This is a genomic window from Nocardia sp. NPDC051911, assembly GCF_040681035.1.
Classification (GTDB): Bacteria; Actinomycetota; Actinomycetes; order Mycobacteriales; family Mycobacteriaceae; genus Nocardia; species Nocardia sichangensis.
This window is the reverse complement of record NZ_JBFAXY010000014.1, coordinates 139,832-161,628: the sequence shown is the minus strand read 5'-3', so window position 1 is coordinate 161,628 and position 21,797 is coordinate 139,832. Positions and strand designations below refer to the sequence as shown.

The window sequence follows — 21,797 nt, the reverse complement described above, 5'->3', positions numbered from 1 at the left end:
CACCGCTAATGTTCGGTGAATGAGTTATAGCCTGAGCATCTACGTCGTCGAGCTGGACCGGATCAAGGGCGCCATCGGGTGCGGGGACGACAAGCTCCGGCGGATGATCGGCGGCCGGTTCAAAGCCCAGCTCACCCATGACGACGACTGGTTCGCCGAGGAGATCGCGGCCGGTGCGCCCACCCGCTACGAGGCGGTGCGCGCCGTCATCGACGGCGGCCCGTTCGACCCGGCCTACGGTTTCCAGTACGGCTACGCCTACCAGACGATCTGCCAGTTCTACGGCCGGTTCGTGGACAACCGCTACTTCTCGGCGTTCCGTGGTCGCTGGCTGGACCACATCGACGACGGCTTGGCCACGCTCGGCATCAAAGCGGTCAGCGTCCGCGCGTTCATGTACCACTCGCTGCCGCCGTCGCTACCGCAGCCCGACGAGTTGCCCGGCTACGGCGAATGGACGCCGGAGCAGTGCGCGGAAGCGCTCGTGCAGTGGGAGTCCACCACGCCACCGCAGCGCGAGGAGGTCGACCACGAGGTACTCGCCGCCATCGAGTCCTGCGTCGAGTGGATCCGGGAGGCGCAGGCCCGTCCCGGCTGGGGCGTCGCCGGGTTCTTCTACTGAGCCGTGGGCCTAGCGGTATTCCCCGGCCAGTTTCGGATAATCCGACCACCGCGGCAGCGGCTGGTAGTCGAGGTAGGCGGTGAGCCGGTCGAGCAGATACTGCCAGCGGGGACCGATCGCGCCCGCGTCGGCGGGACTCACGTGGCGGCGGGTCAGTTCCACGGTGGTGACCACGCCGACCTGGGTCATCCGGACTTCGAGCAGGCAACCGTCGATGTGCACGACCAGTTCGTGCGGCGCCTGACAGTGGTCGACGCGCACCGCGACCGGGCCGGGGACGGGACCGTCGAACAGCTCGATGGTCAGGTTGCCGTTGCCGCCGGAGACGGCGCCGAGCCAGCGGCCGAGCTGGCCCCGTTCGGTGGCCGCCGACCACACGTCCAGCACGGGCTTGTGGAACGACCGCAAGTAGTGCAAGAGCACCAGGTCGCCGTCGGCCGTGTGCTCGTGCTCCGGTCGTACCTCGCCGAGCATGGACATCGTGGTCATCGCGAGTCCTTTCCGCTGCTGGTCACCGTCGTCCTCACTGTATTTCCACTATTCCCCGGCCGAATCGAATTCCGGGGAATGCCGGGCCTCGGCGCGCCGAGGCCGCGTGCTGGTCGCGTCGCTCAGCAGGCGGAGGGCCGCGGCTTCGATCCGGTCCTCGTCGAGTAGCACCGTCGCGGCGGCCGGACCCAGCGGCACGAAACTGTCTTCGCTGGTCACGCGCCCGAGGTGGCCGGTGAAACCGGCGTCGACCAGCGCGGCGCACACGGCCTCCGACACGCCACCACCGCGGCGGGTCTCGTCCGCGACGAGGACCCGCCCGGTCGCGCGCGCGTGGCGCAGCAGATCGTCCACCGGCAGGGGAGCGAGCCAGCGCAGGTCGAACACGCGCGCGTCGATTCCGTGCCGGGCCAAGCGCCGCGCCGCGCGCAGGCTCATCGGCACGCCGTTGGCGAAACTCACCAGGGTCAGGTCGGGGCCGTCGCCGTAGACGCGCGCGCGGCCGATTTCGGCGTGCTCGGCCGGAGACGGGTGTGCCAGCCAGCCGTCGTCGCCGGGCCGGTGCAGGTCGCGGGTGTGATACAGCGCGATGGGCTCGAGATACAGGCACACTCTGCCGTCCACGCGGGCCGCCGATACGCACGTGCGCAGCATCGCCGCGGCGTCGTCGGCCCGGGCCGGGGAGGCGAGCACGACGCCGGGGATGTCGCGTAGCGCGGCCACCGAGTTGTCGTTGTGGAAATGGCCGCCGAAACCCTTTTGATAGGCGTATCCGGCGATCCGCACCACCATCGGATTCCGGTAACGGCCGTCGGAGAAGAACGACAGCGTGGCCGCTTCGCCGCGGATCTGATCGGCGGCGTTGTGCAGGTAGGCGAGGTACTGGATCTCCGGAATCGGCACGAACCCGGCCAGCGCCGAGCCCAGCGCGGTGCCGAGGACGCTCTGCTCGTCCAGCAGGGTGTCGAACACCCGGCGCGCGCCGAAGGTCTTCTGCAGACCCTTCGTCACGCCGTACACGCCACCCTTGCGGCCGACGTCCTCGCCGAAGACGAGCAGGTCGCGATCGCGCGCCAGGAGGCTTGCGAGGGTTTCGTTGATCGCCTGCGCCAAGGTCATCGGCTCGGTATGCGCGGCGCCATTGCGGCGCTGCGGTGCACCGCGGCCCGCGATCGTGTCCTCGGTCTCCGCGTGTTCGCGCTCGTTGGGTGGGAGGGGGTCGGTCCGCAGCGCGTCGGCGCGCACGAGCGCAGGGCGGGCGGGAGCGATCGGCGCGATCACGGCCGCCGCCGAGGTGAGTTTCGGTTCCGCCGAGGCGAGTTCGGCGGCCGTGGCGACCCGGTGGCCGATGTCGGCATAGCGGTCGAGCACGCAGGCGGGTGTGGCCACTCCGGACTCGATCAGCAGCCGTGCGGTGGCCACGACCGGATCGCGGGCGAGATCGGCGGCGATCTCGGCGGGGCGGCGATAGGCGGTTTCGACATCGGATCCCGCGTGACCGAGCAGACGCACGGTCCGCAGCCGCAGGAACGCGGGCGCGCGGCGGTCCCGCACCCACCGCGCCGCCGTATTCGCGGTGCTCAGCGCGTCGAGGGCGGCGCAGCCGTCCGCGGCGAAGTAGGCCATGCCCGGGCGGCTGCCGTAGGCCTGCTCGATCCAATCCGGTGGCGTGGGAACGCTGATTCCGATGCCGTTGTCCTCGCAGACGAACAGGATGGGCATGGCGATTCCCTGACCGGCGGTGTGGATCGCGGCATTGATCGCCCCGGCCGCGGTGGAATGGTTGGCCGACGCGTCACCGAAGCTGCACACCACCACCGAGTCGGCGGGCCAGGGACCGGCGACACCGAGCCGGGCCGCGCGATCGATCGCGAACGCCAGCCCAACCGCGCGCGGAAGGTGCGAGGCGATGGTCGAGGTCTGCGGGATGACGTTGGCCGCGGCGCTGCCGAACACCTTGTGCCTGCCACCGGAAATCGGGTCCGCCGCCGCGGCCGCCACCCCGAGCAGAACGTCCCGGATCGGGTCGAGCCCAGGCACGCGCCGGGCCCGATGCACGAAGAACGCCCCCGATCGGTAGTGCAGCAGGGCGGGATCGGTGACCCGCAGGGCCGCCGCTACAGCGGCATTGCCCTCGTGACCGGACGATCCGATGCTGTAATAACCGCGCCGGGTGCTGCCGAGGCGGCGTGCCGCGAGATCGAGATGCCTGCTCGTCGCCTGCGCTTCGAACAGCTCGAGGCACGCCGCACCGGTGATCGCTCCGCCGGGTGCGATCGGTTGGTCCGCCGGACGGCCGGGGCGGGCGACGAGTGCGGCGACGGCGGTGCGGAACCGCTCGTCGAGATCCACTGCCTGCTCGGTCATCGACCGATCATCTCGTAAACTTCGCCGCTCGGCGGCGTTATCCGGCGGTGTTCTTCCGGAAAACTAGGGCCGCGATGTGCAAATTTACGAGATGAAGGAGTGGCGGCGAGCGCTCAGCGCAGCGCGGACGCGGCCTCCTGATCGAGCAGCCAGGTGGTGGAGTCCGTACCGGTCGCTCCCGCCGCGGGCACGTCCACCGGGTCCGCGCCGCCGATGGCGGCGGCGACCGCTTCGGCCTTCGAGGCGCCGCCGACCACCAGCACGACGTGCCTGCTGCGGCGGATCGCGGGCAGGGTCAATGTCACCCGGACCGGCGGCGGCTTGGGCGAATTCGTCACGGCGACGACGAGTTCGTGGGTTTCGCGCACCGCGTCGGTATCCGGGAACAGCGAATTCACGTGGCCCTCGCCGCCCATGCCGAGCAGGTGCAGATCGAACGCGCCGTGTTCGGCGAGGTGGGCGTGCACGGTGGCGGAGTACTCGGCGGCGGCCTCCACCGGGTCGGGGTACTCGCCGTCGGAGACGGCCACCGGATGCACCCGCGCCGGATCCACCGGTACATGGTCGAACAGCGCCTGCCTGGCTTGCAGGTCGTTGCGCTCGGGGTCGTTCGCGGGCACGAAACGCTCGTCGCCCCAGAACACCTCGACTCGGGACCAGTCGATATCGCCGGGCGACTTGCGCACCTGCTCGAGCAGGGCGATGCCGGTCCCGCCGCCGGTCACCACCACCGACGCGGAGCCGCGCTCGGCCTGGGCGGCGACGACGACGGAGACGAAGCGGGCCGCGGCGGCGGCCACCAGCGACTCGGTGTCGAGATGCACCTCGACGGTATCGCTGGGGAACGGCGAATCGGTGTGCTCACTCATAGATCACCTTCTCGATTCCGGCCAGCGCCTCGGCGTAGGTCTCGTCGGCGTCCAGCCTGCGTAGGTCTTCGGCGAGGCAGTCACGAGTCTCCCGGCGCGCCAAGGCGATTCGCTGCACCGGTTCGCCGGTGCGGGTCAGCGTCGCGGTGCGGCCGGTCTGCGGACGTTCGATCGCGATGGAGACGGTGGGACGATGCAGTTCCACCCGCAGCGGGCCGGTGCGCCGGTGTACCGGGCAGCCCAGCCGGGCGGCCAGCCAGCCGGCCAGCATGTCCAGGGCGGGCTCGTCGCGCAGCCCGGACACCGTCACCGAATCCACCGACTCGAACGGCGGCTCGTCCATGGCCGCCGCCAGCAGGGCCCGCCAGTAGGTGATCCGGCTCCAGGCCAGATCGGTGTCGCCGCTGGCATAGGACTGCAGCCGCCTCTTGATCGCGGCCTGGGGATCGGCCGCGAACGTGGCGTCGGTGATGCGGCGGCCCGCCAGGCGGCCCACCGAATCCTTCGACGGGAACTCCGGCGCTCCGCGCGGCCACCAGGCCACTACCGGAGTATCCGGCAGCAGGAACGGGGTGACGACGCTGCTCTCGTGGTTGACCAGTTCGCCTTGCAGCCGCAGCACGATGACCTCGGCCGCCCCCGCGTCGCCGCCCACCCGGATCTGCGCGTCCAGCCGGGTGGCGGCCTCCCGGTCGCCGCGCGCGAGCACCACCACGCGACAGGGGTGCTCGCGGCTGGCCTCGTTCGCCGCTTCGATCGCGTGCTCGGCCTCGGAGCTGTCCAGCGTGCACACCACCAGCGTGAGCACGCGGCCCATGGTGATCACGCCGTTGCTCTCGCGCAACTGCACGATGCGCTTGGTGACCTCGCTGGTCTTGGTGTCGGGCATGTCGACGATCACGGGCGCCGCCATTCCCGCCCGGTGCGGGCGATCATCTCGTCCGCGGACGACGGGCCCCAGGTGCCCGCCTCGTACGGCTCCGGCCTGCCGTCGCCCGCCCAGTGGTCGAGCACCGGATCGAGGATGCGCCAAGACAATTCGACCTCCGCGTTCACCGGGAACAGCGACGGCTCCCCGAGCAGCACGTCGAGGATCAGGCGTTCGTAGGCCTCCGGCGATGATTCGGTGAACGCCTCGCCGTAGCTGAAGTCCATGTTGACGTCGCGCACCTCCATGCTGGAGCCCGGCACCTTCGAGCCGAACCGGGTAGTGATGCCCTCGTCCGGCTGCACCCGGATGACCAGCGCGTTCTGTCCGAGTTCCTCGGTCATGGTCTGGTCGAACGGAAGGTGCGGCGCCCGCTTGAAGATCACCGCGATCTCGGTGACCCTGCGGCCGAGCCGCTTTCCGGTGCGCAGGAAGAACGGAACGCCCGCCCAGCGGCGGGTGTCGATCTCCAGCCGGATCGCGGCATAGGTCTCGGTCTTCGAGTTCGGGTCGAAGCCCTCTTCCTCCAACAGCCCGACCACGTGCTCGCTGCCCTGCCAGCCTTCGGTGTACTGGCCGCGCGCGGTGGTGTCGTCCAGGGGTTCGATGAGCCTGGTCGCCGAGAGCACCTTGATCTTCTCGGTCTGCAATTGCTTGGGCTCGAAGCTGATCGGCTCCTCCATGGCGGTGAGGGCCAGCAGTTGCAGCAGGTGGTTCTGGATCACGTCGCGCGCGGCGCCGATGCCGTCGTAGTAGCCCGCGCGTCCGCCGAGGCCGATGTCCTCGGCCATGGTGATCTGCACGTGGTCGACGAAGTTGGCGTTCCAGATCGGCTCGTACTGCTGGTTGGCGAAGCGCAGCGCCAGGATGTTCTGCACCGTCTCCTTGCCGAGGTAGTGGTCGATGCGGAAGACCCGCTCCTCGGGGAACACGCCGTTGACCAGTGCGTTGAGTTCTTGCGCGCTCTTCAGGTCGTGCCCGAACGGCTTCTCGATCACCACTCGCCGCCAGGGCTTGCGCGCCGCGTCGGGCCCGGTGGTCTGGGCCAGGCCGTGCGCGCAGAGCTGGTCGAGCACGAGCGGGAACATGTTCGGCGGGATGGACAGATAGAACGCGTGATTGCCGCCGGTGCCGCGCTCCTTGTCCAGCGTGGTCAAGGTGTCGGCGAGCCGGTCGAAGGCCGCGTCGTCGTCGAAGGTGCCCTGGACGAACCGGATGCCCTCCAGGAGCTGGTCCCAGACCTCTTGACGGAAGGGGGTACGCGCGTGCGCCTTGACCGCTTCCAGCACCACCTGCGCGAAGTCCTCGTCCGCGTAGTCGCGGCGCGCGAAACCGACCAGGCCGAAGGCCGGGGGCAGCAGCCCCCGGTTGGCCAGGTCGTAGATGGCCGGCATCAGCTTCTTGCGAGACAGGTCACCGGTGACGCCGAAGATGACCATGCTGCACGGTCCGGCGATGCGCGGAAGCCGTTTGTCCCGTTTGTCCCGCAGCGGGTTCTGCCATTCGACCGCGTCCGGTCGATCCGCGGGTGCTGCCCCGGCCATCGATCAGCCGTTCCCGGTCGACGCCGACTTCAGCTCGTCGGCGGTGGCGGAAAGCAGCTCCTCCCAGGACTTCTCGAACTTGTCCACGCCCTCGCGCTCGAGCACCGCGAACACGTCGTCGAGGTCGACGCCGACGGCGGTGAGCCGATCGAAGACGTCCTTGGCCTCCGCCGCCTTGCCGCTGACCGTGTCGCCGGAGACCACGCCGTGGTCGGCGACCGCCTGGAGCGTCTTCTCCGGCAGCGTGTTCACCGTGTTGGGGGCGACCAGTTCGGTGACGTACATCGTGTCGGCGTACTCCGGGTTCTTCACGCCGGTCGACGCCCACAGCGGACGCTGCCGATTCGCGCCCGAGGAGGCCAGGTTCAGGAACGTGGAGGTGTGCTTGCCTCCGTCGAACACATCCTGGTACTCGGCGTAGGCGAGGCGGGCATTGGCGATACCCGCCTTGCCGCGCAGCGCGAGCGCCTCGTCGGTGCCGAGCGCCTCCAGTCGCTTGTCGATCTCGGTATCCACGCGGGAGACGAAGAACGAGGCGACGGAGTGGATCCTGGCCGGGTCGTGACCGGCGATCTTGGCCTTCTTCACGCCCTCCAGGTAGGCGCCCATCACCGCGCGATAGCGCTGCACCGAGAAGATCAGCGTGACGTTCACGCTGATGCCCTCGCCGATCACGGCCGCGATGGCGGGCAGGCCCTCCTCGGTGGCCGGGATCTTGATGAACAGGTTGGGCCGGTCGACGATCTTCCACAGTTCGACCGCCTGCGCGACGGTCCGGTCGGTGTCGAACGCCAGGCGGGGGTCGACCTCGATGGAGACCCGGCCGTCCACGCCACCGGTCGCCTCGAAGACCGGAGCGAACACGTCGCAGGCCGCGCGGACGTCATCGGTGGTGATGGTGCGGATCGCGGCGTCGGCGTCGGCACCTTGCGCGGCAAGCTCTTTCAGCTGGCCGTCGTAGGCGTGGCCCTGGCTGAGCGCACCCTGGAAGATCGTCGGGTTGGTGGTTACCCCGACGACGGACCGGGTCTCGATCAGCTCGAGCAGGTTGCCGGACTGGATCCGGTCCCTGGACAGATCGTCGAGCCATACGGACACTCCCGCCGCCGAGAGGGCGGCGAGATTCTCGTTCTGAGCCATGAGCGCTTATCCCTTCACGTTCTCGAGCGTGCGCTGCGCGGCGGCAACGACGGCTTCCGGAGTGAGGCCGAATTCGCGGAACAGGGTCTTGTAGTCGGCGGAGGCGCCGAAGTGCTCGATCGACACGATCTCGCCCGCGTCACCGGCGAACCGGTGCCACGGCATCGCGATACCGGCTTCGACGACGACGCGCGCGGCGATCGCGGGCGGAAGCACTTCGTCCCGGTAAGCCTTGTCCTGCGCGTCGAACCACTCCACGCACGGCATCGACACCACGCGGGTGGCGATGCCCTGCTCCTCCAGCGTAATGCGGGCGGCGACCGCGAGCTGCAGCTCCGAACCGGTGGCGATCAGGATCACTTGCGGTGTGCCCGTGGACGCCTCGGCCAGGATGTAGCCGCCCTTCTTGACGCCTTCGTAGCTGGTGCCCTCGAGAATCGGCAGGTCCTGGCGGGTCAGCGCCAGCCCGGACGGGCCGTCCTGGTGCGGCGGCTCGGACACCGAGAAGTGCGAGCTGTGCTCGCTGCTGTCGCGCTCCAGGATGGTGCGCCAGGCGTAGGTGGTCTCGTTGGCGTCACCGGGACGGACCACGTTCAGGCCCGGGATGGCGCGCAGCGCGGCGAGGTGCTCGATCGGCTGGTGCGTGGGGCCGTCCTCACCGAGACCGATGGAGTCGTGGGTCCAGACGTAGATCGCGGGCACGCGCATCAGCGCGGCCAGGCGGACCGACGGGCGCATGTAGTCGCTGAACACCAGGAAGGTGCCGCCGTACGGACGGGTCGGGCCGTGCAGGGCGATGCCGTTGAGGATCGCGCCCATCGCGTGCTCGCGCACACCGAAGTGCAGGGTGCGGCCGTACGGATCGGCCTTCCACATGCCGGTGGAGATCGACTCCGGCCCGAAGCTGCGCTGGTCGGGCATGGTGGTGTTGTTGGACTCGGCCAGGTCGGCCGAACCGCCCCACAGCTCCGGCAGCACCGGCGCCAGCGCGGCGAGCACCTTGCCGGACGCCTTGCGGGTGGCCATGCCCTTCGGATCCGGTTCGTAGCTGGGCAGATTCGCGGTCCAGTTGTCCGGCAGGCGCCGCGCGAAGAGGCGGTCGAACAGCGCCTTGTTCTCCGGGTTGGCCGCGGCCCACGCGTCGAACGACTGCTGCCACTGCTCGTGCGCCTTCCGGCCGCGCTCGATGGCCTTGCGGGTGTGCTCGATGACGGCCGGGTCCACGTCGAAGCTCTTGTCCGGGTCGAAGCCGAGGACCTTCTTGGTGGCGGCCACCTCGTCGGCGCCCAGCGCCGCGCCGTGGGCGGTGCCGGTGTTCATCTTGCTGGGGGCGGGGTAGCCGATGATGGTGCGCAGCACGATGATCGAGGGCTTGCCGGTCTCGGCCTTGGCGGCTTCCAGCGCCGCCTCGATGGCGACGACGTCTTCGCCGCCCTCGACCACCTGCACGTGCCAGCCGTATGCCTCGTACCGCTCGGCGACGTCCTCGGTGAACGCGATGGTGGTGTCGTCCTCGATGGAGATCTTGTTGTCGTCGTAGATGACGACGAGATTGCCCAGCTGCTGGGTGCCCGCGAGCGACGACGCCTCGGAGGTGACGCCCTCCTCGAGGTCGCCGTCGGAGGCGATGGCGTAGATGAAGTGGTCGAACGGGCTGGTGCCCGGCGCGGCGGCGGGATCGAACAGTCCGCGCTCGCGACGCGCCGCCATCGCCATGCCGACCGCCGACGCCAGGCCCTGGCCGAGCGGGCCGGTGGTGATCTCGACGCCGTCGGTGTGCCGGAACTCGGGGTGGCCCGGGGTGAGCGAGCCCCACTTGCGCAGGTTCTTCAGGTCGTCCAGCTCGAGACCGTAACCCGCCAGGTAGAGCTGGATGTACTGGGTGAGGCTGGAGTGCCCGCAGGACAGCACGAACCGGTCCCGGCCGACCCAGCTCGGATCGCTCGGGTCGATGCGCATGGTCCGCTGGTACAGCGTGTAGGCAAGCGGCGCCAGGCTCATCGCGGTACCGGGGTGGCCGTTTCCGGCGTTCTGCACCGCCTCGGCGGCCAGGACCCGGATGGTGTCGACAGCCTTGGTGTCCAGATCCGTCCAGTCGTCCGGGTGGTTCGGCTGAGTGAGGGCGCGGATGTCGTCTGTGATCGACACGACCGAGGTTCTCCTGACATTGGTTCGTCGACGGCGGGTGGGTTTCTGACGGCGATGATCGCGCGGCAGCTACGGCGTGCTAACCGGGTATACCCACTTACCCTAGATGTGCCCGGTGACCGGCACACCATTAACCCTGTGTTGGTTTCGCGCCGCCTGTTGCGCTGCGCGTTCGCAGGTGGTTTCGCACAGGCCGCGACTGCGGCGGCGGTGTGTTGGCGGCCTTGCACCAGGGGCGCCGGAACGGGTGGGCCGGGTGTCTTCGGCGCTCGCGTCACGCGCATGCGTGACGCGTGACGGGTCGTGAACGCCCTCGTAGGGCGCGTGTTCGGTGTGATGGGAAAGTATTGAGCAAGCGCCTGCTTTGTGGCACGCCCCGGTGCGGTTGCGAAAGTTGCCGCACCACGCGGTGCGGGGCATGCGGTGGGTTCGCCGGGTTCGGTGGAGTCGACGAATTTTTTTCGCGGCGCGGAATCCGCGTCGCGCGTGCGCACGGCTCCGCGCGAGTCGAGGACGTGGACAGGGGAGGGCAAGGGCTCCGAACCGGGTGGCGCGGACGAGCCGTCGCCCCCGTCACATTCCGGTCCTCTAGCGCGGGGGCGACGGGAGGGGCGCGCGCGGCGTGGGTCTACCATCCTTTGTAGTAGTAGTCGCGCCGCACCGGTCGGAAGGGGCGCCGGGGCGGACGGAAGTCCGGCGCGGGCGCACCCGTACCACCGGGACGAGTGCACTGCTGGTCGATGCCGGATGCGATGCACAGCGTGCGAGGAGAGACAGTGCGGATTGGGCAACAGCCGGGTGGCGATGATGCGCACGGCTCCTCCGCGACGGCGCTGGCCGACCGGTTCACGGGTCCCGGCCTACCGTCCCGGCTGATTCGACGGGTACTGGCCTACGTCGCGCTGACCAAGCCCAGGGTCATCGAGCTATTGCTCGTCGCCACGATTCCGACCATGCTGCTGGCCGACCGCGGCACCGTCGACATCCGCCTGATCCTCGCGACGCTGTTCGGCGGCTGGATGGGCGCGGCGAGCGCGAACACGCTCAACTGCGTCGCGGACGCCGACATCGACAAGGTCATGAAGCGCACCGCCAAGCGGCCGCTGGCCAGGGACGCGGTGCCGACCCGCAACGCGTTCGTGTTCGGCGTCGTGCTCGGGTTGGGCTCGTTCGCCTGGCTGTGGTGGCAGGCCAACCTGCTCAGCGGCGTGCTCGTCGTCGCCACGATCCTGTTCTACGTCTTCGTCTACACGCTGGGCCTCAAGCGCCGCACCTCGCAGAACGTGGTGTGGGGCGGCGCGGCGGGCTGCATGCCCGCGCTGGTGGGCTGGTCGGCGGTGACCGGCGGCATCGGCTGGCCCGCCATCGCGCTGTTCGGCGTCATCTTCTTCTGGACGCCGCCGCACACTTGGGCGCTGGCCATGCGCTACAAGGAGGACTACCGCGCGGCGGGCGTGCCGATGCTGCCGGTGGTTGCCACCGAGAAGACCGTCACCAAGCAGATCGTCGTCTACACCTGGCTGACCGTGCTCACCACGCTCGCCCTGGTGCCCGCCACCGGCGTGATCTACGCGGCCGTGGCGCTGGTGGCCGGAGCATGGTTCCTGCTCATGGCGCACCAGCTGTACGCGGGCGTGCGGCGCGGCGAGTCGGTGAAGCCGCTGCGGTTGTTCCTCCAGTCGAACAACTACCTGGCCGTGGTGTTCTGCGGCCTCGCGGTGGACTCGGTGCTCGGCTGGGACACCGTCGGCAGCTTCTTCAGCTGAGCGCGCCGACGTAGCCGTCCGGGCGGACGAACACCCTGGTGCCCTCGGCCGCGGCGTAGGCCGCGTAGGCGTGCCCGTCGACATCCACCACGTGCGGACCGGACACCTGGTCGCCGGGGCGCACCACCGCGTACGCGTGCGGCCCGGCTTCCGCCTGGGCGCCGAATGACAGCACCGTCGCGTGGGGCCCGCGGAACAGGTCGAACAACCGGACGGGCCGTCCGTGCTCGTCTTTCACCGGCGCGTCCGGCGCCCGGTCGCCGACGGCGAACCAGCCGCGCTCGGCCGGGTCTCGATAGCTGATGTCCAGTTGCTGGGTCTCCGCTCCGCGCTCCATCGCGTCCTCGTCGCCGTCGACCAGTTTGTCCAGCAGTTCGGAGCTGAGCCCGAGCACCTTGGCGGCCACGGTCCTGCGCTCGGCCTCGTAGCTGTCCAGGAGCGTGTCGTCCCCGGCGAGCGCGGCGGCCAGCTTCCAGCCGAGGTTGTAGGCGTCCTGGATGCCGGTGTTCATGCCTTGGCCGCCGGTGGGCGGATGCGCGTGCGCGGCGTCGCCGGCCAGGAACGCCCTGCCGTCGCGGAAGCGCTGCGCCAGGCGGATATTCGGGCGCCACACGGTCACCCAGGTCAGGTCGGTGAGGGTGACGTCGTCGCGTCCGCAATAGCGGTCCACGTATTCCTGGAGCAGCTCGAGGCTCGGCTCCGCGTCGCCGGTCAACGGGGCGGCGAATTGGAACTGACGCCCACCGGGCAGCGGGGACAACGCGATGCCACGCATCGGCTCGTCGGCGGCGGCGAACCAGTAGCCGAACTCGTGGTCGAGCGCGTCGGCGCGCACGTCGCCGAGCAGCATGCGCAGCGATTCGTCGGTGCTGCCCTCGAACGGGATGCCGAGTGTCTTGCGCACGGTGCTCTTGCCGCCGTCCGCGCCGATCAGGTAGGCGGCGCGCACGGTCTCCGGCGTGCCGTCGTGTTCCAGCGTCACGGTGACGCCGTCGTCGTCCTGTGTGAAGCCGGTCAGCGCGGTGTCCAGTTCCACGTGCACCCCGAACTCGGCGAGCCGCTCGCGCAGGATGGCCTCGGTGCGGGACTGGCCGAGCACCCACAGGTTCGGGTAGGGGACGGCGGGCGTCGGCTCGACCGGTTCGCTCATTCGGCGTTCGGTGACGAACTCGCCGCCCAGATGTACGCGCATCACCGGTGTCGGCATTCCGGCCGCCAGCACCGCGTCCAATACCCCCAGGTCGTCGAACACTTCCAGGGTGCGCGGCTGGATGCCGTCGCCGCGCGAGCCGGCGAAGAAGGTGGCCGCCTTGTCGACGATCCGGACCGGGATGTCCCGGCGAGCGAGATCGAGGGCGAGGGTGAGGCCGGTGGGTCCGGCGCCCGCGACGAGAACGAGCTGTGCCATGGCGTACTCCTAATGAATCAATATTCACTGAATGCGTATTCAGTGTCATGCTTGGTACGTTGCGTTGTCAAGGAGGTGAGGTGGGTGTCGCTGAGTCGCAAGGAGAAGTCGGCCGAAACCGAGCAGGTGTTGAAGGCCGCCGCGCTGCGGTTGTTCGCCGAGCGCGGCTACCTGAACACCAAGATCACCGACATCACGACGGCCGCGGGACGGGCGGCCGGGTCGTTCTACAACCACTTCGCGAGCAAGGAAGAACTGCTCCAAGCGCTGCTGAGCGATCTGGCCGCGGCGGGGGACGAGCGCGCGGAAGGACCCGATCACAACCCGGATTTCAGCGACCCGGAGGCGGTGCGTTACCACGTCGCCGGGTATTGGACCTTCGCGCGGGAGCACGGGCCCGTGCTGCGCGCGGTGAATCAGGCGGCCCTGGTCAACGAGGACTTCGCGCACATGGTCGCGCGGTTCGGCAGACAACAGCGCGCGGACATCGCCGACCACGTCGAAGGATTCGCCGACCGGGGCCTGCGGCTGCCGAGCACGCCCGACGCCAGCCTGGCGATGATGTTCATGCTCACCCAGAGTCTGCTGGTCGCGGTGGAAGAGGGGAGCGTCGAGTTGACCGACCAACAGGCCGTGGAGGGCCTGACCCGGTTCATCTATCGCGGTCTCACCGGCCGCGACTACTGAGCGGGCGGGGGACGGCCCTTCGGACCGTCCCGCGCCCGTGGCTCACGGCAGCAGGACGATGGAACCGGTGGTCTTGCGGCCTTCCAGGTCGCGGTGTGCCCGCTCGGCGTCGGCGAGGGGGTAGGTCGCGCCGATCCGGATGTTCAGCGTGCCTCGCGCGATGGCGTCGAAGACGTCGCCCGCGCGCCAGGTGAGTTCGGCGCGGTCCCGGATGTAGTGCATCAACGTGGGACGGGTGACGAACAGCGAACCGGCCCCGCCCAGCCGTTGCAGGTCGAACGGCGGCACCGGACCGCTCGCGCCCCCGAAGAGGGCGAGCGTGCCCCGCACGCGCAGCGCGGCCAGACTCGACTCGAAGGTCGCCGCGCCGACGCCGTCGTAGACCGCCGCCACGCCGACGCCGTCGGTGAGCTCGCGCACGCGACCGGCCAGTCCGTGGCCGTAACGCAGCACCTCGTCGGCTCCCGCCGCGCGCGACAGCGTCTCCTTCTCGTCGGAGGACACCGTCGTGATCACTCGGACGCCGCGCGCGTTGAGGAGCTGGGTCAGGATCAGCCCGACACCGCCCGCGCCCGCGTGCACGAGCACCGCCTCCCCTGGCTCGGGCCGGTAGATGGACTCGATGAGATAGTGCGCCGTCATGCCCTGCAACAGCGCCGACGCGGCCACGGGCGGATCGACGCCATCCGGTACCCGGATGGCGACGGCGGCGGGCACCGCGACCTTCGGGGCGTAGCTGCCCGGGGCGGCGGCCCAGGCCACCCGGTCGCCGACCGCGAACTCCGTGACATCCGAGCCGACCTCGGCGACGACGCCGGTGCCCTCCGCGCCGGGAACGTAGGGGACGTCCTGCGGATAGCGTCCGGTACGGATGTAGGTATCGATGAAGTTGACGCCGATCGCCTGTGTGTCGACCAGGAGCTGGTCCGGTCCGATCCGCGGATCGGGCGCCTCCACGTACTTCAGGACCTCGGGACCACCGTGTTCGGAAACCTGAATGGCGTGCATGAGATCCAGTTCTACACCCGAGCGGCGGGCACGCTGCCTACCGGTCGGTAAACTGCGTGCCATGAGTTCTGAAACCGCCACGGCGCCGCAGAAGCTGTCGGGCGCCCTCGTCGAGTCCGTCAAGGGGTTCGTCGCCGATCACGGACGTTCCGCCACGGCCGTGCTCCAGCCGATCGGTCGCGCTGGTGTGCGGGTCACCCTGGTCGGTTCCGACGGTGTGCTCGGTGACCGCGTGGTCCCGGACCTGGAGACGGCCAAGGAACTGGTCGCCACGATCGACGGTCTCACCGAGGCCGACGAATGGGATCGTGAGCTCACCTCGATCGTCACCCCGCGCAAGGGGCACTGGGCCAAGATGGCGGGCTGGGTCGCCAAGCAGGCCCGTTTCCCCAAGGCGCGCAACGAGAAGTGATCGTTGCGTAACCTGACGCTGCCCGGCCGGATCGGCGCGGTGCTGATCGCCGGGTGGACGGTGCTCGCCGCCGTGGCGACTCCCGCGGCCGCGCAGGCCCCGAACGCGTTGCGCGCCTGCACGCCCGGCGACTATCCGCCGTACTCGATCAGGGACGACGCGGGCGAGCACCGCGGGGTGGACGTCGATCTCGCGCGGGGTTTCGCCGCGCTGCTCGGCCGTCCGATCGAGTTCGTGCCCGTCACCTGGGCGACGCTGAAAACCGACTTCGCCGAACGGAATTGCGACCTCGCGGTCGGGGGCATCTCGGACCTGCCGTCGCGGCGCGCGTTCGCGGACTTCTCGATCACCTACGGCACCGACGGCAAGGCCCCGATCACCCACCGCGCGAACGGCGCGGCGTATTCGACCGTCGCGGAGATCAACCGTCCCGGTGTTCGCGTGATCGCCAATCGGGGCGGGACGAACGAGGATTTCGCGCGCAAGAACTTCCCCGCCGCGCAACTCACCTTGTGGCCGGACAATCTGACGATCTTCGGTGAGATCGAGCAGGGCCGCGCCGACGTGTTCGTCACCGATTCGGTCGAGGGCCGCTACCGCGTTCGTCAGCATCCGGATCTGCAAGTGCTGCATCCCGAAGCGCCGTTCGACTCGTTCGGGAAAGTGCTGTTGGTGCGCAAGGACGATCCCGTTCTGGCGGCCTTACTGGACGCGTACTTGACCACCCAGCTCGCGACCGGCGCGGTGGATCGGTTGTTCGACCAGTGGATCGGACCGAATGCCCCGGTGGGCTGAGTAGGGTCGCTGTCTACGGCCGATTCGGTGCGGCCCCGTCCCGGCGTGGATGCTCGAGGAGCGCTTTCCAGGCCGCCTGCCAGGGGAAGAGGGGCAGGCGCGCCTCTCCGGTGCCCCGCTCGTGCGGCTCGCCCTCGCCGATCACGATGGTGACGCCCCACTCGGACAGTTTGCGCATCCCCTCCTGGATCGCGGGAAAGCTGATCTGCGCCCGGTTCGAGTACGGCACGCCGACGATGGGCAGGCCCTTGCCGAGCCCTTCGACCAGCAGACCGAGCAGGAGCGTATCCGAGATCCCCGCAGCCCATTTCGCGATCGAATTGCCGGTGAGCGGTGCGGCGATGATGCCGTCGGCGGGTGGCAGCACATCCGGTGTGCCGGGTTCCTTGTACTGGCTGCGCACGGGATAACCGGTCTGCGCGCGCAGCGCGTCGACGTCGATGAACCCGGTGCCCGACGGCGAGGCGATGACGCACACCTCCCAGCCGTCGGCCTGGGCCAGGGCGATCAACTTGCCGACATCGCGGGCGGGGGGCGAACCGGTCACGAGGGCGTACAGCACGGGATTTCCGTTGGCGTCCACGACTTTCATGGTGCCATGCCGACGGGAGCGGTTGGATGGCACGGGAAGCATCACTCCACCGCCAGTGGACCGGTCAACTCGCGGCGCCCGGTTGCGCTGATTCGTTGCGAAGTATGGCCTTGTGCACCTTGCCGGATGGAGTCAAGGGAAGGTTGGGCATGATGATGATTTCCTTGGGGACCTTGTAATCCGCGATTCTGTCCGCGCAGAATCGTTCGAGGTCGCCTTCGGCGAGCCGAGCGTCCGGCGTGAGGACAACGTAGTAGCGGCCGATCTCGCCGAGCACCGGATCGGGTACACCGATACCGGCCGCCATGAGGACCTGCGGGTGCTCCGCCAGTATGTTCTCGACTTCGACCGGGTAGATGTTGTATCCGCCTTGGACGAACATGTCCTTGGCCCGGCCGTGCAGGGTGATCAAGCCGTCGTTGTCGGTCCAGGCTATGTCGCCCGTGCGCAGCCAGCCGTCGCTACCGATGGCGTCGGCCGTTTCCGCGGGCATGTTGTGGTAGCCCGCCATGACCGAAGGGGTACGGAGCAGGAGTTCGCCGGCTTCGCCGATGGCGACTTCGGTCCCGTCGGCATCGGCGATCTTGATCTGCACGTTCGGAAGCGGTCGGCCGATCGCGCGCACGGTCGACTCCATGTCACTGCCCCACGGGGTCATCACAACTGCACCCGAGGACTCACTGAGCCCGTAGAGGTTCATCACGGTGGCGTTCGGAAAGAATCTGGTCAAACGTTCCAGCAAGGCTGGTTCGGCGTTGGCGCCGCCGGTGACCACGAGCCGAACCGCGGCTGTGTCCACCGTGGTGAACCGAGACCGGTCGAGTAGCAGAATGTGCATGGTCGGTACCCCGACCCAGATCGTGAGGTCCGCTGAGTGGAACAGGTCGGCGACGGCCGCGGGCTGGAACGTCGGCAGCAGCACGGTGCGGGCGCAGGTGACCAGCGCGGCGAGTACGCAACAGGTGATGCCGCTGACATGGTTGAGCGGCACGGCGACCGGTAGCGTGTCGCCAGGTCCGAGCCGCATGTGCTCCGCTTGTGCGGTAGCGGCTGCGAGTTGGCCGCGATGCGTCTGCACCGCACCTTTGGGCCGGCCGGTTGTCCCGGACGTATAGATGATCATGACCGGATCGTCCTCGCGGACCGCGTCCTTGGCTTCAGCGAGCGCCACGGTGTCCGCCGATGTCGACCAGAGCTCATCGAGCGGGTGGTCGCCGTCGGCGCCGAAGGTCACTACGGCTTCCAGCTGCGGAAGACGATTTCGCAGGCCGGCCAGCATCTGCAGAAAGTCGATTCCCTCACTGGACGGCACGGTGACCACCGCTCGGGACCCGGAATCGCCGAGGATGCGCGCGAACTCGGTCTCCCGGTATCGGACGCTGAGCCCGACCACCACCGCACCGATTTTGGCCGCTGCGAAGTACACCGCTAGCCACTCGGGTGTGTTGGGCCCGTTGACGGCGACGCGATCACCCCGCCGGATGCCCAGCCGCAGCAATCCGCTGGCGACCCGGTCCGACCATGCGTCCATCTCAGCGAACCGGATCTTCCTGTCGTCCGCGATCCAGCCGACAGCATCTGCGGCAGTAGTGGCCGCCCCATGGAGGACGTCGTGAATACGCTGCACCGGTGTACTCCTCTCGTTACGCGTTCGACGCGAGATGCGTGGTGAGAAACTCGATCTGATCGGCAACGATCCGATCGACAGCCGGCGGATGGTAGACGGTGAAGTGGTCGGCGTCGTAATGCTTCAGGGTTGCCCGTGGTGCGGTGGCGGCCACCCGCCCCGCGATGGCGGGGTCGATGAGATTTTCTCGATCGCAGGCGCACACCAGCAGCGGGCAGCGCACGCGCGGCGCGGCGGACGCGGCGTTGTAGAACAACATGCCCAGTCCCGAGGCCGCCGTGATCCGGTTGTCGAAGCCGTAACCTGGTGGCGTCACCGACTGCCACCCCTCGAGAGCGCCGGGCTGGTTCACGAACGCCAGGTCCCCTGGCTTTCCGACCAAGGGGACGTAACGGCGCGACCGACCGAGTGCGGCACGCACCAGGTCGGACGCGATCGGAACCGTGAACCGCAACAGATGCCGCACCCCCGCCCGTGACACCACGGCTCGCCCACTGAAGACCGGACACTGAACCACCGCCGCACGAAGGTCGTCGTGGCGTGCGGCTGCTGCCAGCACGTGGCTGGCGCCGAACGACGTGCCCCACAACGCGATCCGGTGAGCGTCCAGTTCGGGGCGGGAGCGGGCGAAAGCCACGGCGGCGTCGACATCCTCGGCGTAACGGCGCTGACTCACCAGCTGGCGCGGCATGCCGCCTGATTCTCCGAGGTGGCGGAAGTCGAAGGCCACCACGGCAAGACCCGCGTCGGAGAACCACTTCTCGTACTGGGCCAGCATCATGTCGTGCGTTGCGCCACCGCCGTGGACGAGCACCACGGCCGGATGCGGACCTGGGCCGTCCGGAAGCGTCAGCCACACCGCGCATTCGTCGCGGCCGGAAGGGAAGGTGGTGCGAATGGTCATGACACCTCGATATAGGTACGTTGTACGTGAACATGCTCAGTTAAACACGTACGTTGTACTTAAACAAGGAGAAGTATGCCCGCCCCCAGGAAATTCGCGCGCGAGCAGCTGCAAGCCGCGGCACTGGCCTTGGTCGACGACCATGGCCTGGCCGGGTTGACCATGCGCAGTCTCGCGTCGGCGCTGGGCACCGGTGCGATGACGATCTACAACTACGTCGATGGACGGGAAGGTTTGGAGCAGCTCGTCACCGAGGCCGTCATGGCCGAAGCGCACTGGGACGCCACGCCGTCCATGGACTGGGATGACGAGGTACTTGCCGTCGCCGAGGGAATGTGGCGCGCCGTGCGCGCACATCCCCATGCGATCCCACTGATTCTCACTCGGCGCAGCCTCGACCTGGCGACCCTGCGGCCAGCCGAAGCCCTGTTGCAGGCGCTCGCGCGTAGCGGCAGATCAGGAACCGCGTTGCTGGTGGCGTTCCGCGCAGTGTCCGGCTTCATCACCGGATACGCGCAAGCCGAACTCGTCGGCCCGCTATCCGTGGCGCGCGGCGAGGACCTCACGACGATCACCGACCGGATCGCGGCCTTGCCGCCCGAGCAGTTCCCCAAGCTCATCGAGATCGCGTACGCCGCCGCCTCGAGCGACCCGACAGCCGAATTCCGGGCCGGGATGCGCATAATCCTGGCAGGACTCGAGACCTAGACGTCCGCCAGCCAACGGGTGCGGCATCGGATGCCGCCGGACCTGCGTTCGGATGTCGCCCATCTCCGGTCCGCCGAGGCCGGACGCGTGGTACCTGAAACCTGTTGTGGCCGATGCATATGTTGCCCGGGGTATGGGTCAGGAGGGGACCGCGCCGATGCGTTTGGCGAGGCGGCCGAGGTCGCCGGTGGTGAGGTTGCGGTGGGCGGTGCGCATCATGTGGCCGACGAGTTCGCGGACGTGGGTCATGCCGCGCACTTGCTGGGGGGCGATGTGTTCGGCGCGCAGGAGGGCGTGCAGGGAGTTGTGGTAGTCGCGGCGCAGGGCGTGGGCTCGGCCGATCTCGACGAAGTATTGGGCTCTGCGGCCTTCGGCGGGGATGGTTTGCGGGTCGAGGGTGGGGGCGAGTTCGAGGACTCGGCCTGGTTCGCGTTTCTCCATTGCCGCTGACATGCGCCAGAGGATCACGTTCGTCGCGTCGAAGGTGGGGTTGCGCAGGAGGGTGTTGTTCGCGTCGGCGTGCTCGAGTCGAGCGACCTGCTCGTCCGCCTCGTTCAAGTGGTCGGCCGGGTCGCCGCCCAGCGCAGCGGTGACGAGCGCGGCTTGGAGATGCAGCATGCCGTAGGTCTCGATTTCCTCGACCGAGCGCACCTCCGGCGCGAGCCGCTCGGCGGTGGTCTCGGCGTCCTGAAGTGCGGTGGGCAGGGTGCCGGGGCGCCCCAGGAGCGTCTGGCTCCGGGTGTAGGCGGCTGTCGCCGGCCCAGATGTGCCACCGATCTTCTCGGTAGCGCGCTCGATTTCCTGCGCGGCTGTCCACGCCAGTGCTGGATACCCGCGCCGCGACGCCGATTGTGCCGTGAGATAGGCGGCCGCCGCGAGGGCGTCCCAGGCGCGGTCCCGGTCGATGCCGGTCGCGTCCCGAGTATGGCGGTAGCAGTCCGTCAGTAGAGGCGCGAGCATTGGCCCGAGCTTCGCGTAGTCGCATGCGCGCCGCAGTTCGGCCGCGTACTTCGTCGCGGCCGTGAGTTCGTCCAGGCTTCGTGGTGGGCCGTCCACCGTGGTGTTCCCGTGCGTCCAGAGCGCGGTTTCGATGGCGGGCACCGCGGCGTGGAACCCGGCCGACGACGGGTCGAACCGATCGTGCTGATCGCCGGTCAGATCACCGACCGCGACGCCGAGTGCTTGGGCGAGGGCGTGCAGGGTCCGCCGCGAGTCGATGGGGCGCTCGCCGTTCTCGTATTTGGCGATCGCGCCCCGGCTGACGCCGACCCGATCGGCCAGCACTTGCTGCGAGATCCCACGGCGCGCGCGAATGGCACGCACCTGTCGGCCGATGTACCGGCCCTCGTCGTTCCCCTGACCCTCGCTCATCGGCTCTCCCTCGCCGGATGCTGATCGAAACCTCATGCTAGACGCGCCGCCAGGTGTCCCGCACCGGGACAATGCGGGTTCGGCAGCCCGCCAAGCTGTCGCGAGCACTCGCCCTCGGGACGGGCACGTCGGTGCGCGCGACAACGGTTGCGCTCCAGGGCGCGGGTGCTCACAACGCGATGAGCAGGGGAAGGCAAACGTGATGCGGGGAGTGGCAGTCGATTTCGCGTGGAACGCGTTCGTGAAGCGGCATGGTGACGCGATCGCGACGATGGCGACCGGTGATCGAAACGAATTCGGTGCGATTCGCGCAGCGTCGTCGTTTACGCCCGGCTCCACGCTATCCCTAGCGGAACACCTGGGTCGCAACGGTTTCCGGGCGCGAGCCGTCCAGTGCCACGCACATCGACTC

Annotated in this window: 19 protein-coding genes; 6 read left to right on the top strand and 13 right to left on the bottom strand. The window is 69.0% G+C overall.

Going from position 1 to position 21,797, the window contains the following annotated elements; translation table 11 throughout:
- Window positions 1-19 precede the first annotated feature (19 nt).
- Complete coding sequence (locus AB0L97_RS19505) at window positions 20-622, top strand: hypothetical protein (protein ID WP_355070771.1); 603 nt, start codon at window positions 20-22, stop codon at window positions 620-622.
- Window positions 623-631: 9 nt separating this feature from the next.
- Here the strand turns inward: AB0L97_RS19505 and AB0L97_RS19500 are convergent, their stop codons facing one another.
- From AB0L97_RS19500 to tkt, 7 genes are all read right to left on the bottom strand, one after another.
- The gene (locus AB0L97_RS19500) at window positions 632-1,111 is read right to left on the bottom strand and encodes a hypothetical protein (RefSeq protein ID WP_355070773.1); all 480 of its coding nucleotides are present in this window, start codon (window positions 1,109-1,111) and stop codon (window positions 632-634) included.
- Between the two features lie 48 nt (window positions 1,112-1,159).
- A complete protein-coding gene (locus AB0L97_RS19495) occupies window positions 1,160-3,478 on the bottom strand; it encodes a thiamine pyrophosphate-dependent enzyme (RefSeq protein ID WP_364431296.1) in 2,319 nt (772 codons plus the stop codon).
- Between the two features lie 113 nt (window positions 3,479-3,591).
- Complete coding sequence (gene pgl, locus AB0L97_RS19490) at window positions 3,592-4,347, bottom strand: 6-phosphogluconolactonase (RefSeq protein ID WP_364431293.1); 756 nt, start codon at window positions 4,345-4,347, stop codon at window positions 3,592-3,594.
- A complete protein-coding gene (gene opcA, locus AB0L97_RS19485) occupies window positions 4,340-5,248 on the bottom strand; it encodes a glucose-6-phosphate dehydrogenase assembly protein OpcA (RefSeq protein WP_364431364.1) in 909 nt (302 codons plus the stop codon). Before opcA ends, pgl begins: the two co-directional genes overlap by 8 nt.
- Window positions 5,245-6,819 carry a glucose-6-phosphate dehydrogenase gene (gene zwf, locus AB0L97_RS19480; protein WP_355070781.1) on the bottom strand — a complete coding sequence of 525 codons (1,575 nt, stop codon included), beginning with the start codon at window positions 6,817-6,819 and terminating at the stop codon, window positions 5,245-5,247. The genes opcA and zwf overlap by 4 nt, the downstream gene beginning before the upstream one ends.
- 3 nt (window positions 6,820-6,822) lie before the next feature.
- Window positions 6,823-7,959: a transaldolase gene (gene tal / locus AB0L97_RS19475; RefSeq protein WP_355070783.1), complete on the bottom strand. Its 1,137-nt coding sequence runs from the start codon at window positions 7,957-7,959 to the stop codon at window positions 6,823-6,825.
- Between the two features lie 6 nt (window positions 7,960-7,965).
- Complete coding sequence (gene tkt, locus AB0L97_RS19470) at window positions 7,966-10,107, bottom strand: transketolase (RefSeq protein ID WP_364431288.1); 2,142 nt, start codon at window positions 10,105-10,107, stop codon at window positions 7,966-7,968.
- A 776-nt stretch (window positions 10,108-10,883) separates the two neighbouring features.
- Here tkt and AB0L97_RS19465 point away from each other — a divergent pair.
- Window positions 10,884-11,873: a heme o synthase gene (locus AB0L97_RS19465; RefSeq protein WP_364431285.1), complete on the top strand. Its 990-nt coding sequence runs from the start codon at window positions 10,884-10,886 to the stop codon at window positions 11,871-11,873.
- Here the strand turns inward: AB0L97_RS19465 and AB0L97_RS19460 are convergent.
- On the bottom strand, window positions 11,866-13,281 hold the full coding sequence (locus AB0L97_RS19460) for an FAD-dependent monooxygenase (protein ID WP_364431282.1): 1,416 nt from the start codon (window positions 13,279-13,281) through the stop codon (window positions 11,866-11,868). The genes AB0L97_RS19465 and AB0L97_RS19460 overlap by 8 nt on opposite strands.
- An 84-nt stretch (window positions 13,282-13,365) precedes the next feature.
- On the opposite strand from AB0L97_RS19460, the gene AB0L97_RS19455 reads away from it, so the two are divergent.
- A complete protein-coding gene (locus tag AB0L97_RS19455) occupies window positions 13,366-13,968 on the top strand; it encodes a TetR/AcrR family transcriptional regulator (protein ID WP_364431279.1) in 603 nt (200 codons plus the stop codon).
- A 42-nt stretch (window positions 13,969-14,010) separates the two neighbouring features.
- Here AB0L97_RS19455 and AB0L97_RS19450 read toward each other — a convergent pair whose 3' ends face one another.
- Window positions 14,011-14,976, bottom strand: a complete 966-nt coding sequence (locus AB0L97_RS19450; protein ID WP_364431361.1) for a quinone oxidoreductase — start codon at window positions 14,974-14,976, stop codon at window positions 14,011-14,013.
- Between the two features lie 61 nt (window positions 14,977-15,037).
- On the opposite strand from AB0L97_RS19450, the gene AB0L97_RS19445 reads away from it, so the two are divergent.
- Entirely contained in the window at window positions 15,038-15,388 is a 351-nt protein-coding gene (locus AB0L97_RS19445) for a hypothetical protein (protein ID WP_355070793.1), read from the top strand.
- A 3-nt stretch (window positions 15,389-15,391) separates the two neighbouring features.
- A complete protein-coding gene (locus AB0L97_RS19440; protein ID WP_364431276.1) occupies window positions 15,392-16,183 on the top strand; it encodes a transporter substrate-binding domain-containing protein in 792 nt (263 codons plus the stop codon).
- Between the two features lie 13 nt (window positions 16,184-16,196).
- Here the strand turns inward: AB0L97_RS19440 and AB0L97_RS19435 are convergent, their stop codons facing one another.
- From AB0L97_RS19435 to AB0L97_RS19425, 3 genes are all read right to left on the bottom strand, one after another.
- The gene (locus AB0L97_RS19435) at window positions 16,197-16,766 is read right to left on the bottom strand and encodes a flavoprotein (RefSeq protein ID WP_195042683.1); all 570 of its coding nucleotides are present in this window, start codon (window positions 16,764-16,766) and stop codon (window positions 16,197-16,199) included.
- 73 nt (window positions 16,767-16,839) lie between these two features.
- Complete coding sequence (locus AB0L97_RS19430) at window positions 16,840-18,402, bottom strand: AMP-binding protein (protein WP_364431271.1); 1,563 nt, start codon at window positions 18,400-18,402, stop codon at window positions 16,840-16,842.
- 16 nt (window positions 18,403-18,418) lie between these two features.
- Window positions 18,419-19,306 carry an alpha/beta fold hydrolase gene (locus tag AB0L97_RS19425; protein ID WP_355070800.1) on the bottom strand — a complete coding sequence of 296 codons (888 nt, stop codon included), beginning with the start codon at window positions 19,304-19,306 and terminating at the stop codon, window positions 18,419-18,421.
- A 75-nt stretch (window positions 19,307-19,381) separates the two neighbouring features.
- Here AB0L97_RS19425 and AB0L97_RS19420 point away from each other — a divergent pair, with 75 nt between their 5' ends.
- On the top strand, window positions 19,382-20,014 hold the full coding sequence (locus AB0L97_RS19420; RefSeq protein WP_364431266.1) for a TetR/AcrR family transcriptional regulator C-terminal domain-containing protein: 633 nt from the start codon (window positions 19,382-19,384) through the stop codon (window positions 20,012-20,014).
- Window positions 20,015-20,152: 138 nt separating this feature from the next.
- Here AB0L97_RS19420 and AB0L97_RS19415 read toward each other — a convergent pair whose 3' ends face one another.
- Entirely contained in the window at window positions 20,153-21,385 is a 1,233-nt protein-coding gene (locus AB0L97_RS19415) for a helix-turn-helix transcriptional regulator (RefSeq protein ID WP_364431263.1), read from the bottom strand.
- Window positions 21,386-21,797: the final 412 nt, after the last annotated feature.

Coding starts and splice junctions, on each gene's coding strand:
- AB0L97_RS19500 (WP_355070773.1), bottom strand. CDS start 1,111: ATGACCACGATGTCCATGCTCGGCGAGGTACGACCGGAGCACGAGCAC.
- AB0L97_RS19415 (WP_364431263.1), bottom strand. CDS start 21,385: ATGAGCGAGGGTCAGGGGAACGACGAGGGCCGGTACATCGGCCGACAG.
- AB0L97_RS19425 (WP_355070800.1), bottom strand. CDS start 19,306: ATGACCATTCGCACCACCTTCCCTTCCGGCCGCGACGAATGCGCGGTG.
- pgl (WP_364431293.1), bottom strand. CDS start 4,347: ATGAGTGAGCACACCGATTCGCCGTTCCCCAGCGATACCGTCGAGGTG.
- tal (WP_355070783.1), bottom strand. CDS start 7,959: ATGGCTCAGAACGAGAATCTCGCCGCCCTCTCGGCGGCGGGAGTGTCC.
- AB0L97_RS19445 (WP_355070793.1), top strand. CDS start 15,038: ATGAGTTCTGAAACCGCCACGGCGCCGCAGAAGCTGTCGGGCGCCCTC.
- AB0L97_RS19495 (WP_364431296.1), bottom strand. CDS start 3,478: ATGACCGAGCAGGCAGTGGATCTCGACGAGCGGTTCCGCACCGCCGTC.
- AB0L97_RS19505 (WP_355070771.1), top strand. CDS start 20: ATGAGTTATAGCCTGAGCATCTACGTCGTCGAGCTGGACCGGATCAAG.
- AB0L97_RS19420 (WP_364431266.1), top strand. CDS start 19,382: ATGCCCGCCCCCAGGAAATTCGCGCGCGAGCAGCTGCAAGCCGCGGCA.
- AB0L97_RS19460 (WP_364431282.1), bottom strand. CDS start 13,281: ATGGCACAGCTCGTTCTCGTCGCGGGCGCCGGACCCACCGGCCTCACC.
- AB0L97_RS19450 (WP_364431361.1), bottom strand. CDS start 14,976: ATGCACGCCATTCAGGTTTCCGAACACGGTGGTCCCGAGGTCCTGAAG.
- zwf (WP_355070781.1), bottom strand. CDS start 6,819: ATGGCCGGGGCAGCACCCGCGGATCGACCGGACGCGGTCGAATGGCAG.